Below are 14,206 nucleotides of genomic sequence, written 5' to 3' on the forward strand. Positions count from 1 at the left end.
TGCCACGACCTGCGCACGTCGCGCGTCGCGCTCCGAGCGCTGGCGGCGCGCCGCCCGACGGGGTAGCGATCGGCGCTCCCATGCAAGCCCAGCGACGGACCTCCGCCCCGCCCGCGCTCGACGGCGAGGCGCGCTTCGAGCTGTGGCGCAGGCGGCTCGGCTTCGTGCTGGCGCCGGTCGCCTTCGCTGTCGCCTGGTTCGCGTCGGCCGACATGCCGCAGCCGGCGCACCGTCTCGCCGCGGTGCTCGCGGCGGTGGTCGTGCTGTGGGTCAGCGAGGCGATCCCGATGGCGATGACCGCGTTCCTCGGCGTCGCCGCCGCGGTCGCGCTCGGCGTCGCGCCGGCGCAGGCTGCGTTCGCGCCGTTCGCCGATCCGTTGATCTTCCTCTTCATCGGCACCTTCATCCTCGCGCGCGCGATCTTCTTCCACGGCCTCGACCGCCGCTTCGCGTACGCGATCCTCGGCATGCGCGGCGTCGGCGAGCGTCCGGCGCGCGTGCTGGTCGCCTACGCCGCGGCGAGCTGCCTCCTGTCGATGTGGATCAGCAACACGGCGACCACCGCGATGATGTTCCCGATCGGGATCGCGCTGCTGCGCTCGCTCGATTCTCTGCGCGACACGCGCACGGCGGGCGCCTTCGCTTCGGCGCTGCTGCTGTCGAACGCGCTCGCGGCGTCGATCGGCGGCGTCGCGACGCCGGTCGGCACGCCGCCGAACCTGATCGGCATCGGCTTCCTTCGCCGCGAGATGGGCGTCGACGTCGCGTTCTTCTCGTGGATCGCGCTCGGCGTGCCGGTCGTCGTGCTGACCTTCGCGGCGATGATCGCGCGCCTCCTGTGGTCGTCGTCCGAGCGCCAGGTCCACCTCGCGGGCGTCGCGCAGACGATCGCCGAGCAGCGCCGCGCGCTCGGACCGTGGACGCGCGGTCAGGTGAACACGGTGATCGCGTTCGCGGTCGCGGTGGTGCTGTGGATCACGCCGGGCGTGATGGCGCTCGTCCTCGGCCAGGACCACCCGGCGTACCGCGCGTACACCGGCGCGCTGCCCGAGGGCGTGGTCGCTCTCTTCGCCGCGGGTCTGCTGTTCGTCCTGCCGACCAACCTGCGGCGCCTGGAGTTCACGCTCGACTGGCGCGAGGCGGTGCAGATCGACTGGTGGATCGTCTTCCTCTACGGCGGCGGCATCGCGCTCGGCACGCTCGCCTTCACCACCGGGCTCGCCGAGCGGCTCGGGTTCGCGCTGACCTCGCTGGTCGGCGTCGAGAGCGAGCTCGGGCTGATCGCGCTCTCGGCGCTGATCGCGGCCGCGCTGTCGGAGACGACGAGCAACACCGCGTCGGTCAACATGATCGTGCCGGTGGTGATCGCGTTCGCGCGCTCGTCGGGGATCGACCCGCTGCTGCCCGCGCTCGCGGCGACGATGGCGGCGTCGCTCGGCTTCATGCTGCCGGTGTCGACGCCGTGCAACGCGATCGTCTACGCCTCGGGCCGCATCCCGCTGACCACCATGATGCGCCACGGGATCTGGCTCGACCTCGCCGGCGTGATCGTCGTCACGCTGGTGGTCGGCGGGCTCGGTCCGCTGCTGCGCGGGCTGCTCGGCGGCTGATCCCCGAGGTTCGTCAGGACACGGCCGCGCGCTGCGCGGGCTCGACGTCGCGCAGCAGCTCGAGCAGCTCGTCGTGCTGCGCCGCCGCGTCCGCGCGCCCGAGCTCGATCAGCGGCTGCGTGTAGGCCGAGTCGAACAGCAGGTAGGACAGCAGGTCCTTGTCGGTGAAGGCGCCGCGCGCGGCGGCGCGCATCGCGGCGCCGGCGACGCGGTCGGCGAGCTCCGTGCGCGCCCCGCGCGACGGCAGGCTCTTGCCCGCGAGCTCGCCGAGGTCGTGCGACGGCTGGATGAAGCAGCACGGGACCACGCGCAGCGGCGTGCCGCGCATCTTCTCGACCGTGCGGTTCAGGCGGTCGAGGAAGTCGGGCCCGTACTCGCGCAGCCCGGTCTCGAACACGGCGTTCATCAGCCGGAGCTGCTGGACGTCGTTCTCGACGCGGTCGAGCAGCAGCGCGTTCAGCACCTTGCCCGCGAGGAAGGCGGGATTGAGGTAGGACAGCTCGCGCTGGCGCGCGATGCGGTCCTCGACGTCGCTCGGGCGGCGGTGGCGCAGGCCGATGACCAGCACGCGGTCGGCGCCGAGGCGCAGCGCGGGGAGCAGCGGCGTGTTCAGCCGCAGCCCGCCGTCGCAGTAGAACGTGCCGTCGATCCGCCGCGGCGCGAACAGCACGGGGATCGCGGCCGAGGCGAGCGCGTGGTCGAGGCGGATCCGCGTCGGGCGCGCGATCACGAAGGGGTCGTCGGGCCAGTGCGGCGCCGCGCCGTCGCGGCTCTCGAAGAAGACGACCGAGCGCCCGGTCGCGATCTCGGTCGCGGTGATCGCGAGCGCGTCGATGACGCCGCGCTCGACGTTGCCGCGGATCCGCGCCCAGCTCACCTGGTGGGCGACGATGTCCTCGAGCGGCGTGGTGTCGAAGAGGCCCGGCAGCGCGAGCCCCTGGCCGTGCGGCTTGTGCGCGGGCGCCGGCCGGCCGACGCGTCCGAGCAGCCAGAGCGGCACCCGCAGCAGGTCCGCGACGCCGAGCCGGTAGACGCGCGTCAGCGATAGAGAGCGCCACAGCTCGATCAGCTTCGCGCCGCTGCCGGGGGTCGCGCCGGTCGCGGCGAGGTAGCAGGCGTGGATCGCCCCGACGCTCGTGCCCGTGACGATCGCGAAGCGGACCGGGTGGCCGAGGTGCTGCGGCAGCTCGTCGAGGACGTAGGACAGCACCCCGGCCTCGTACGCGCCGCGCGCACCACCGCCCGAGAGCACGACGGCGATTCTCGGCCCCTGCGGCGCGGCGGCCATGCGCGTCCCTCCTGCCGGTTCCCGGGCGGCGGATCAATCAAAACACGCAATGCGGCCGATGAAGTTGGGCAGACTCGTCAAACGCGCTACAAAGATGACTGCCCCGTGTGCGCTTCGCGGCGACCGCGGGGCCGAATCGGGGGGATGGGGAGAACCGTTGTCAGCGCCTGACTTCGTGAACCGCGCCAACGCCGAGTTCATCGATCGGCTGTACGAGCAATACCGTCGCGCCCCAGAGAGCTTGGAACCCACCTGGCGGGCGTTTTTCGCCGGCGTCGAGACCGGACGTGCCGAAGCCACCGTGCTCGGCGCCGACGGGCTTCCGGCGACGAGCGACCGGCCGAAGACCTACGGTCTCGTCGCGGCGTACCGCGACCTCGGCCACCTGCTCGCACACATCGACCCGTTGAGCGAGCCGCTGGGCGCACACCCGCTGCTCACGATCGACCGCTTCAACTTCAAGGAGTCCGACCTCGAGCGGGCGGTCGATCCCGGCGGGTTCCGCGGCGAGCCGCCGCCCACGACGCTCGGCGAGCTCGTGCAGGCCCTGCGCGAGACCTACTGCCGCACGCTCGGCGTCGAGTACACCGGCATCCGCGATCCCGAGCAGCGCGAGTGGCTCGAGACGCGCATGGAGGCGTCGCGCAACGTCCCCGACCTCGACCGCTCGACGCGCATGCTGATCTACACCAAGCTCGTCGAGGCCGAAGCCTTCGAGCAGTTCCTGCACGTCAAGTATCCGGGGCAGAAGCGCTTCTCGCTCGAGGGCGGCGAGACGCTGATCCCGATGCTCGAGATGCTGATCGAGGAGTGCGCCAAGATGTCGGTCGAGCAGCTCGTGCTCGGCATGGCGCACCGCGGACGTCTCAACGTCCTCGCCAACATCGTGCGCAAGCCCTACGAGATGATCTTCTCGGAGTTCGAGGGCAGCACGCTCCCGGACTGGGTGCAGGGCGACGGCGACGTCAAGTACCACCAGGGCTACTCGCGCGACCACCATGCGAGCAACGGCCGCACGGTGCACGTCTCGCTGACGCCGAACCCGAGCCACCTCGAGGCGGTCAACCCCGTGGTCGAGGGCAAGGTGCGGGCGAAGCAGCAGCTGCTCGGCGACCGCAACCACGAGAAGGTCGTGCCGGTGCTGGTACACGGCGACGCGTCGTTCGTCGGCCAGGGCATCGTCGCGGAGACGCTGCTGCTCTCGCACCTGCCCGGCTACTACACCGGCGGCACGGTGCACATCGTGGTGAACAACCAGATCGGCTTCACCACGCCGCCGTCCTCGGGCCGCCCGACGCGTTACGCGACCGACATCGCGCGCATCATCGAGTCGCCGGTCTTCCACGTGAACGGCGACGACCCCGAGGCCGCCGTGCAGGCCGTCCGCCTCGCGCTCGGCTTCCGCCAGCGCTTCGGCAAGGACGTCGTCATCGACCTCGTCTGCTACCGCAAGTACGGCCACAACGAGCTCGACGAGCCGACGTTCACGCAGCCGACGATGTACAAGAAGATCGCGGCGCACCCCGGCACGCCGAAGATCTACGCGTCGCGGCTCGTCGAGCAGCACGGCTTCCGGCCCGAAGAGCTCGACGGCGTGCGCAAGGAGGTCAACGAGATCCTCGACCTCGCCCTCTCCTACGCGCGCGACTTCCGGCCGCGTCAGGAGGTGTTCAGCTTCGGCGACGCCTGGAGCGGGCTCGGCCCCGCCGGCGAGGACCGCACCGCGCACACCGCCGTGCCGCGCGAGCGCCTCGAGCAGATCGCCGAGCGCGCGGCGCGCATCCCCGAAGGCTTCCACGCGCACCCGAAGGTCAAGAAGCAGTACGAGCAGCGTCTCGAGATGGTCCGACGCGGCAAGGGCATCGACTGGGGCTGCGCCGAGATGCTCGCCTACGGCTCGCTGCTGCTCGAGGGTACCGCGGTGCGCCTCTCGGGTCAGGACTCGGGGCGCGGCACCTTCAGCCACCGCCACGCCGTGCTGCACGACCAGGAGACCGGCGAGGAGTGGGTGCCGCTCAACGCGATCGCGCGCGAGGGCGAGACGCAGGCGACCTTCGAGGTCATCGACAGCATGCTCTCCGAGGCCGCCGTGCTCGGCTTCGAGTACGGCTACTCGTCGGCGGCGCCGCGGATCTTGACGCTGTGGGAAGCGCAGTTCGGCGACTTCGCCAACGGCGCGCAGGTGATCATCGACACCTTCATCGCCGCCGGCGAGTCGAAGTGGCAGCGCGCGAACGGCCTCGTGATGCTGCTGCCGCACGGCTACGAGGGCCAGGGTCCGGAGCACTCGAGCGCGCGGCTCGAGCGCTTCCTGCAGCTCTGCGGCGACGACAACATGCAGGTCGTCAACGCGACCACCGCGGCGCAGTTCTTCCACCTCCTGCGCCGCCAGATGCTGCGCCCGTTCCGCAAGCCGCTGATCGTCATGTCGCCGAAGAGCCTGCTGCGCGCGCAGGCGGCGAGCTCGGCGATCGAGGACTTCACCGAGGGCACGTTCCAGCCGGTGCTGCCCGATCCGGTGTCGCTCGATCCCGACGGCGTGACGACCATCGCGTTCTGCTCGGGCAAGGTGTTCTACGACCTCGCCAAGGCGCGCGAGGACCGCGCCGACCTGCGCGTCGCCGCGATCCGCATCGAGGAGCTCTACCCCTTCCCGGCGCAGCGGATCGCCGAGGTGCTCGAGGCCTATCCCAATGCGCGTGACGTCGTCTGGCTGCAGGAGGAGCCGATGAACATGGGTGCGTGGTGGTACATCACGCAGCACCTGCCGCCGCTGCTCGGCGACCGCTCGCTGCGCTACGCCGGCCGCGACGAGGCCGCGAGCCCGGCGACCGGCTCGTACCGCCTGCACGGCAAGGAGCAGGCGGCGCTCCTCGCGGCGGTGTTCGACGGCATTCCGGAGCGTCCCGCGACCCGTCCGCGTCGCATCGCGAACGCGGCCAAGGCGCAGGCCGCGGCGAGGTCCCGCTGATGGCGTTCGAGGTTCGCATCCCGTCGCTCGGCGAGTCGGTCAGCGAGGCCGTCATCGGCCGCTGGATCAAGCAGGACGGCGAGCTGGTCCAGGCCGACGAGCCGATCCTCGAGCTCGAGAGCGACAAGGCCAACATGGACCTCGCGGCCGAGCAGTCGGGTCGGCTGAAGGTGCTGAAGAAGGCCGGCGAGACCGTGCAGGAGGGCGACGTCGTCGCGGTGATCGAGCCCGCCGAGGGCGCCGCGGCCGGCGCGACCGAGCCTGCTCAGGCTGCGCCCGAAGCGGCGAAGCCGGCGCCCGCGGCTGCGGCGACAAGCACAGAGTCCAAGCCCGCGCCCGCCGCGGCACCGTCGACGTCCGCGAGGCCGACCGAGCAGGCGCTGTCCGTCGCGTCGGCGAAGCCCGCGGCCGAGCAGCCGCTCAGCCCGGCCGTGCGCCGCATCGTCGCCGAGGAGAACCTCGACGTCAGCGGCGTCGAGGGCACGGGCCCGCACGGCCGCCTGACCAAGGCCGACGTGCTCGAGCTCGCCGAGCAGCGCAAGAGCAAGGTCACGCCGATCTCGGCGCCGGCCGCATCCGCGACCTCCGCGTCGAGCGGTGCCGCTGCGGCTTCCGCGCCGAGCGCGTCCGCCGCGCGCGCCGCCGCGCCGGCGCGCGCGCCGCGTCCGGAGCTCGGCGACGAAGCCCAGCTCGAGGAGCGCGTGCCGATGTCGCGCATGCGTCAGGTGATCGCGCGCCGCCTGGTCGAGGCGCAGCACACCGCCGCGATCCTGACGACGTTCAACGAAGCCGACATGAGCGCGATCATCGAGCTGCGCACGCGCTACAAGGAGGCGTTCCAGAAGAAGCACGGCGTCGGGCTCGGCTTCATGTCGTTCTTCGTCGCCGCCTGCTGTCACGCGGCGCGCGAGGTGCCGGAGCTCAACGCAGAGATCCAGGGCAACGAGATCGTCTACCGCCGCTACGTCCACATGGGCGTCGCGGTCGGCACCGAGCGCGGGCTCGTCGTGCCGGTCGTGCGCAACGCAGACCGCCTGTCGTTCGCCGAGATCGAGCGCGAGATCGCGCGCCTCGCCGAGCTCGCGCGCGCCGGCAAGCTCTCGGTCGACGATCTCTCCGGCGCGACCTTCACCATCAGCAACGGCGGCGTCTACGGCTCCCTGCTCTCGACGCCCATCCTGAACCCGCCGCAGAGCGGCATCCTCGGCATGCACAAGATCGAGAAGCGCCCCGTGGTGGTCGACGACCAGATCGTCGTCCGACCGATGATGTACCTCGCCCTGTCCTACGATCACCGCATCGTCGACGGACAGGGCGCCGTGACGTTCCTGGTCCGCGTCAAGGAAGCGCTCGAAGACCCGACGCGACTGCTGCTCGGGCTCTGACCGTGGCGTCCGAGCGACCCGCCGCGAACGCGGCCAGCGCACAACCCTACGATCTCGTCGTCATCGGCGCCGGACCCGGCGGCTACGTCGCGGCGATCCGCGCGGGCCAGCTCGGCATGCGCGTCGCCTGCGTCGACAAGGACCCGGCGCTCGGCGGCACCTGCCTCAACGTCGGCTGCATCCCGAGCAAGGCGCTGCTGCACTCGAGCGAGCTCTACGAGGCGGCGCGCAAGCACTTCGCCGAGCACGGCATCGAGGTCGGCAGCGTGTCGGTCGACCTCGCGAAGATGATGCAGCGCAAGACGCGCGTCGTCACCACGATGACCCGCGGCATCGCCGGCCTGTTCAAGAAGAACGGCGTCGAGCAGGTCACCGGCACGGCGCGCATCGCGAAGCCCGGGCAGGTCGTCGTCAAGGACAAAGACGGCGGCGAGCGCACGCTCGACACCAAGGCGATCCTGATCGCGAGCGGCAGCGTGCCGATCGCGCTTCCCGGGCTGCCGTTCGACGGCAAGCGGATCATCGACTCGACGCGCGCGCTCGAGCTCACCGAGGTGCCGGGCGAGCTCGCGGTGGTCGGCGCGGGCGCGATCGGGCTCGAGCTCGGCTCGGTGTGGCGCCGGCTCGGCAGCAAGGTGACGGTGATCGAGCTCACGCCGGGCGCCGTGCCGGGCATGGACCGCGAGATGGCGAAGCTGCTCGAGCGCTCGCTCGCGAAGCAAGGTCTCGCGTTCAAGTTCGACACGCGCGTCGAGTCGGCGAGCGTCGAGGGCGAGCGCGTACGCCTGACGCTGCGCTCGGGCGACGGCAAGACCGCCGAGCTCGGCGCCGACGTCGTCCTGGTCGCGGTCGGACGGCGCGCCTACCCGGATTTGCTCGGGCTCGAGCAGGTCGGCGTCGCGCTCGACGAGCGCGGGCGGATCGTCGTCGACGAGCGCTACGCGACCAACGTCCCCGGGATCTATGCGATCGGCGACGTGATCGCGGGTCCGATGCTCGCGCACAAGGCGTCGGAGGAAGGGGTCGCCTGCGTCGAGCTGCTCGCCGGCAAGGCCGGGCACGTCAACTACGACGCGATCCCGAACGTGGTCTACACCTTCCCCGAGCTCGCGAGCGTCGGCATCAGCGAGGAGGCGGCCAAGGCGCGCGGCCTCGACGTCCGCATCGGCAAGTTCCCGTTCGCCGCCAACGGACGCGCCAAGACGATGGGCGAGATCGAGGGCCAGGTGAAGATCATCGCCGACGCCAAGACCGACCGCGTGCTCGGCGTGCACGTCTTCGGCCCGCACGCGTCCGACCTGATCGCCGAGGCCGCGGTGGCGATCGAGTTCGGCGCGAGCTCCGAGGACATCGCGCGCTCGGTGCACGCCCACCCGACGCTGCCCGAGGCGATGAAGGAGGCGGCGCTCGCGGTCGACGGGCGCGCGCTGCACGTCTAGCGACCCGTAGCGGCGCGACGGGCGGGCCTCGGCCTCGAGCGATCGACGGCGGCGCCGGATCGCGCGCCGACGCGTGCGGCATTCGGGCGAACCGTCTAGGATGCCGCCTCGAGATGCCCCCCGCAGCCATCCCGGGCGCGAGGTTCGAGGCGCCGCCGCAGCGTCCCCACCGCGTCCGAGCGCTGCGCGAGGTGCCGCCGCGACGCACGACGGAGAGCCCGCGCGCGCGCCTCGCCGCGGGAACGCTCGGGCAGAAGGCGCTGTTCGTCCTCCTGCTGGCGGTGTTCCTGTTCGGGCTCTGGATCACGGTCGCCGACAAGCTGCGGCGAGTGGGCGAGCCCGACGTCGGCTTCCTGATCGACGGCGGCGTCGTGTCGCCGACGCGGCCCGACGCCTCGGACGCCGGGCTGCGCGGCGGCGGGATCGCGCTCGCGGTGAACGGCGTGGCGCTCTCCGACCTCGACCGTCTGACGGAGCGCATCCCCGCGGTGCGCCGTGAGCTCGGCGCGAGCAACACGATCACCTTCGAGCGCATCGACGGCACGGTGCGCGAGGTCACCGTGCCGGTGCAGCTCTGGGACTGGCACGACGCGCTCTTCACCGAGGGCGGCAGCGGGCTCATCGGCCTGCTTTTCTTCGTCGTCGGGACGCTCGTCTTCGCGCTGCGCCCCTACGAGATCACGAGCTGGGCGCTGTACGCGCTCGCGACCATCGTCGGCGCCGCGCTGATCACCATCTTCGTGCCGATCACCGACGACCGCGATCTCCTCGCGTCGGTCTACTTTCGCTTCATCATCGGCGTCACGGCGTTCGTGCCCTACCACCTCGCGCTCGCCTTTCCCGTGCCGCACCGGCTGCTGCTGCGCGGCCGCGGCGCGTTGTGGCTGATCTACGGCGGCGGCGTCGCGCAGGGCCTCTACAACCTCGTCGCCTGGCGGCTCGGCTTCGTCGGCCCGTTCGCCTACACGCGCACGACCGCGGCGGTCGCGATGGTCGCCGCCATCGTGCTGTTCGTCGTGCGCTGCGCGGAGCACGCGGTGCGCTCGCGCGACGCGCTCGTCAAGCAGCGCGCGCGCATCCTGCTCGCCGGCATCGTCTTCGGGCTCGGCCCGCTGGTCGTCCTGCAGCTCGCGCAGCAGGCGATCGGCGTGACCGGCTTCGACATGCGTTTCGCGTTCTGGGCGCTCGGCATCCTGGTGGTCGCGCTGGCGCGCATCACGCTGCGCCCCGAGCTGATGAACGCGCGCATCGCGGTGCGGCGGGCGCTGATCTACGCCACCGTGGTCGGCGTCTTGACGCTGCTCGCGGTCGCGCTGGTGTCGGTGCGTCCGTACGCGGTCGCGCTGCTGCTCCTGCCGCTGCTCTACGTCTGGCCGCACTTCGACGCCTGGCTCGACGACTGGCTCTATCCGCAGCGTGCGCACTTCCCCGAGCTGCTGCGCGAGATCGGCAACGAGATGGCGACGTGCGGCACCGTCGACGACGTGCTCGACGTGCTGACGCGCGCTCCCGAGCGGCTGTGCGACGCGCGCAGCAGCGTCGCGTTCCTGCTCGCCGGCACGACCGGTGGTGAGGAGCGCGTGCGCTCGAGCGACGGCGCGCCGGTCTCGGGCACGATGCCGCTCGGCGACGAGACCGTCGTGCTGCTGCTGCGCACGACGCGCAAGGAGATCCTGCGCGACCGCATCGCGGTCGACCCGCAGTTCTCGAACGTCAAGGACGAGTGCTACGCGGGCTTCGATCGTCTGCGCGCCGAGCTGCTGATCCCCATCCTCGAGGACAGCCGCGTCATCGGCGGGCTCGCGGTCGGCGCGCGCAGCACGGGCGACGTCTACCAGGCGGCCGAGATCGACGCGCTGTCGACGGTCGCGCAGCAGGCGTCGCAGGCGCTGCTCCGCGTGCGCGCCACCGACCGGCTGCGCGCGCGCGAGCTCGAGTTCGCCGACCTCAAGCGCTTCTTCCCGCCGCAGATCATCGACCAGGTGATGGCGCGCGGCGGCGCCGCCGAGCTGCGCAGCCAGCGCAAGCTCGTCACCGTCGTGTTCGCCGACCTGCGCGGCTTCACGTCGTTCTCGGAGAGCGTCGAGCCCGAGGAGGTGATGGCGACGCTCGCCGAGTACCACGCGGCGACCGGGCGGCGAATCGCGGAGTTCGGCGGCACGCTCGAGCGCTTCGCCGGCGACGGCTTCATGGTGTTCTTCAACGACCCGCTCGAGCAGCCGGACCACGCGCGGCGCGCGGCGGAGATGGCGCTCGCGATGCGCGACGACGTGCGCCGTCTGCGCGAGGGCTGGGCGCGCAAGGGCTACGCGATCGACGTCGGCATGGGCATCGACAGCGGCTACGCGACCTGCGGCTTCATCGGCTACGAGGGGCGGCGCGACTACGGCGTGATCGGCAAGGTGTCGAACTTGGCGGCGCGGCTGAGCGCCGCGGCGGCGCCCGGCGAGATCCTGATCACGGCGCGCGTCGCCGCCGAGCTGCGCGACACGGTGCGCACCGAGCTGGTCGGCGAGCTGACGCTGAAGGGCTTCGCGCAGCCGCAGCTCACGTACCGGCTGCTCGACCGCGTCTCGTGAGCGGGCGCTGGTTGACGGTGCGCGCGACGCTTTGCCTCGCGGACGCCGCGTCGGGCGTGCTCCGCGGCGGGGCAGTGCGGTGGGGACCGACGCCGAAGCGTGCGTGCCGCCGGGCGCGGGCCTCGCGTCCCGCGCCCACGGTCACCCAAGCCCCGGCGGCGGTTCCCACCGGCGGACGCGCTCAGAGCCAGGCCTGCGCCGCCGTCAGCACGCCGAACCCGCCGACGATCATCGCGCCGACGCGCAGCAGCAGACGGTTCTCCATCTCGCGGAGCTCGATCTTGAGCTCGCCGAAGCGACGCTCGAGCTCCTCCACGCGGTGCTCGAGCTTGTCGAGCCGCTGCTCGAGCGCGTCCATGCGCGCACCGAGCCGCTGCTCCACCTCGTCGATCCGCGCACCGAGCCGCTGCTCCACCTCGTCGATCCGCGCACCGAGCCGCTGCTCGAGCACGTCGATCCGCGCACCGAGCCGCTGCTCCAGCTCTTCCATCCGGGCCTCGAGACGCGCCTCGAGACGCAGGTCGAGCTCCTCGGCGCGGTCGAGCAGCTCGTCGCGCAACCGCCGCAGGTCCTCCTTCGTCGCCAGCGGCTCGAGATCGCGCCGGACGATGAGCTCTTCGCCGAGCGCGCTCACCAGGGCCTCCGCATGCGCCGCCGCCTGCTCTTCAGGCACCCCCGCGCCGGCGAGACGGCGGGCGTAGGCGAGCGTGTCGAACGCGACGGGCATCGTTGCGGTACCTCGAGGAGACGGACAGTCAAGCTAGCCAGCGGCAGCGCGCCTGGGAAGTGCACGGCAATCATGAAATCGCGCCCCGAGTCTGCATGGCGCATTTCAGATGACGCCGCCGCGGGTCAGGCGCAGCGGGTCGAGCACGCGCTCGAGCTCCTCGGGTGACAGCACGCCCTGCTCCGCCGCGACCTCGCGGATCGAGCGGCCGCTCGCCTCGGCTTCCTTGACGATCTTCGCGGCGCGGTCGTAGCCGATGACGGTGTTGAGCGCGGCGCCGATCTGCAGGTTGCGCTCGGCGTCGGCGCGGCACTTCTCGAGGTTCGGCTCGATGCCGTCGACGCAGCGCTCGGCGAGCAGCACGCAGGCGCGCGACAGGATCGCGATCGACTGCAGCAGGTTCGACGCGATCACCGGGATCATGACGTTGAGCTCGAAGTCGCCGAGCGCGCCGCCGATCGACACCGCGACGTCGTTGCCCATCACCTGCGCCGCGACTTGACGGCACATCTCCGGGATCACCGGGTTCACCTTGCCGGGCATGATCGACGAGCCGGGCTGCAGCGAGGGCAGACGGATCTCGCCGAGGCCGGCGCGCGGTCCCGAGCCGAGCCAGCGGAGGTCGTTGGCGATCTTCATCAAGCTCACGGCGACGGTGCGCAGCGCGCCGCTCGCCGACACGCACGCGTCGCGCGCGCCCTGCGCCTCGAAGTGGTTCTCGGCCTCCCGGAGATCCAGCCCGGTGCGCTCGGCGATGCGCGCGATGATCGCCGCGGCGTGGCCCTCGGGCGCGTTGAGCCCCGTGCCGACCGCCGTCCCGCCGAGCGCGAGCTCCTCGAGCTCGGGCAGCACCGCACGCACGCGCTTGATCCCCTTCGCGATCTGCGCCGCGTAGCCCGCCATCTCCTGGCCGAGCGTCACGGGCGCCGCGTCCATCAGGTGCGTGCGCCCGGTCTTGACCACGGTCGCGAGCTCGTCGGCCTTGCGCGCGAGGCTCGCGCGCAGCTTCTCGAGCGCGGGCAGGAGGTCGTCGCGCAACGCGAGCAGCGCCGCGATGTGCGTCGCGGTCGGGATCACGTCGTTCGACGACTGCGCCGCGTTGACGTGATCGTTCGGGTGCACCGGCGTCTTGCTGCCCTTCTCGCCGCCGAGCAGCTCGATCGCGCGGTTCGCGATCACCTCGTTGGCGTTCATGTTGGTCGACGTGCCGGAGCCGGTCTGGAAGACGTCGACCACGAAGTCGCGATCGTGCTTGCCCGCGATCACCTCCTCCGCGGCCTGCGCGATCGCGTCGGCGAGCTTCGTGTCGATCAGCCCGCGCGCCGCGTTCTCCTTCGCCGCGGCCCACTTGACGAGCCCGAGCGCCTCGATGAAGCGCCGCGGGAAGCGTTGCCCCGACACCGGGAAGTTGTCGATCGCGCGCTGCGTCTGCGCGCCGTAGTAGACGTCGCTCGGGACCTCGATCGGTCCCAGGCTGTCGGTCTCGGTTCGCATGCCCATGCGCCCGCCTCCTGAGCCGTATGGCTCCCTTGTACCACGGCGGGCGACCGGGGCGTCACGCCGCGGTCAACGCTTGGCGCGAAGCGGGCGGGCGACGACGTCGAACAGCAGGTCGATCTCGTCCTGATTGCGCACGGCGCCGAGCATGGCGCTGTACGGCTCGATGCCGAAGTCGGACTGCTTGACCCGCAGCGCACCGCGCGCCCGCAGCTCGACGCCGTTGCGCTCGACCTGCATGGGGAAGACGACCCGCTGCGTGACGCCGTGGATCGTGAGCTCGCCGCCGACGCGGAAGCCGCCGTCGGCGCGGTCGATCTCCGAGGAGCGGAAGCGGATCTCGGGGTGCGCGGCGGCGTCGAGCTGCGTCGGACCGAGCATCGTCTCGCGGATCTTCCTGCGGTCGTCGTCGGAGAGCACGCCGTCGAGGCCGAAGCGCTCGCGCATCTCGGGCTCGTCGACCTCGAGCCCCTGCACGTCGACGCGGACGTCGACCGCGAGCGCGACCGGCGCCTCGTTGACGTCGAGCGAGCCGTCCCAGCGCGTCGCGCGCACGACGTGGTCGTGCGCGAACACCGAGCCGACGCCCGCGCGGTACACGCGCACGACGAGCAGGCTCTCGTCGTAGTCGATCAGGTACGGCTCGGCGCGGGCGCTCCCCACCGCGACGACGAGGAGCAGCGCGCCGACGAACGCTGCGAGCACGTCAC

9 protein-coding genes are annotated in these 14,206 nt (G+C 71.8%); 5 read left to right on the top strand and 4 right to left on the bottom strand.

All coding sequences use genetic code 11. The features are described from left to right. Nucleotides 1–80 precede the first annotated feature (80 nt). Nucleotides 81–1,610, top strand: a complete 1,530-nt coding sequence (locus VIS07_11085) for a DASS family sodium-coupled anion symporter (GenBank protein HEY8516047.1) — start codon at nt 81–83, stop codon at nt 1,608–1,610. Nucleotides 1,611–1,623: 13 nt separating this feature from the next. Here the strand turns inward: VIS07_11085 and VIS07_11090 are convergent, their stop codons facing one another. Continuing rightward, nucleotides 1,624–2,898, bottom strand: coding sequence for a patatin-like phospholipase family protein (locus VIS07_11090; protein HEY8516048.1), 1,275 nt, complete (start codon nt 2,896–2,898; stop codon nt 1,624–1,626). A 157-nt stretch (nt 2,899–3,055) separates the two neighbouring features. On the opposite strand from VIS07_11090, the gene VIS07_11095 reads away from it, so the two are divergent. From VIS07_11095 to VIS07_11110, 4 genes are all read left to right on the top strand, one after another. Beyond that, the gene (locus VIS07_11095) at nt 3,056–5,869 is read left to right on the top strand and encodes a 2-oxoglutarate dehydrogenase E1 component (protein HEY8516049.1); all 2,814 of its coding nucleotides are present in this window, start codon (nt 3,056–3,058) and stop codon (nt 5,867–5,869) included. Further along, nucleotides 5,869–7,254: a 2-oxoglutarate dehydrogenase complex dihydrolipoyllysine-residue succinyltransferase gene (gene odhB, locus VIS07_11100; protein ID HEY8516050.1), complete on the top strand. Its 1,386-nt coding sequence runs from the start codon at nt 5,869–5,871 to the stop codon at nt 7,252–7,254. Before VIS07_11095 ends, odhB begins: the two co-directional genes overlap by 1 nt. Nucleotides 7,255–7,256: 2 nt before the next feature. Further along, nucleotides 7,257–8,693 carry a dihydrolipoyl dehydrogenase gene (gene lpdA / locus VIS07_11105; GenBank protein ID HEY8516051.1) on the top strand — a complete coding sequence of 479 codons (1,437 nt, stop codon included), beginning with the start codon at nt 7,257–7,259 and terminating at the stop codon, nt 8,691–8,693. A gap of 113 nt (nt 8,694–8,806) precedes the next feature. Continuing rightward, entirely contained in the window at nt 8,807–11,272 is a 2,466-nt protein-coding gene (locus VIS07_11110) for an adenylate/guanylate cyclase domain-containing protein (GenBank protein ID HEY8516052.1), read from the top strand. A gap of 181 nt (nt 11,273–11,453) precedes the next feature. On the opposite strand, the gene VIS07_11115 is transcribed toward VIS07_11110, so the two are convergent. From VIS07_11115 to VIS07_11125, 3 genes are all read right to left on the bottom strand, one after another. Further along, nucleotides 11,454–11,999, bottom strand: a complete 546-nt coding sequence (locus tag VIS07_11115; protein HEY8516053.1) for a hypothetical protein — start codon at nt 11,997–11,999, stop codon at nt 11,454–11,456. 105 nt (nt 12,000–12,104) lie between these two features. Further along, nucleotides 12,105–13,499, bottom strand: coding sequence for a class II fumarate hydratase (locus tag VIS07_11120; protein ID HEY8516054.1), 1,395 nt, complete (start codon nt 13,497–13,499; stop codon nt 12,105–12,107). Nucleotides 13,500–13,565: 66 nt separating this feature from the next. Continuing rightward, the gene (locus tag VIS07_11125; protein HEY8516055.1) at nt 13,566–14,201 is read right to left on the bottom strand and encodes a YceI family protein; all 636 of its coding nucleotides are present in this window, start codon (nt 14,199–14,201) and stop codon (nt 13,566–13,568) included. Between the last annotated feature and the right edge of the window lie 5 nt (nt 14,202–14,206).

The organism is Candidatus Binatia bacterium (genome assembly GCA_036563615.1).
Taxonomy (GTDB): domain Bacteria; phylum Desulfobacterota; class Binatia; order UBA12015; family UBA12015; genus DATCMB01.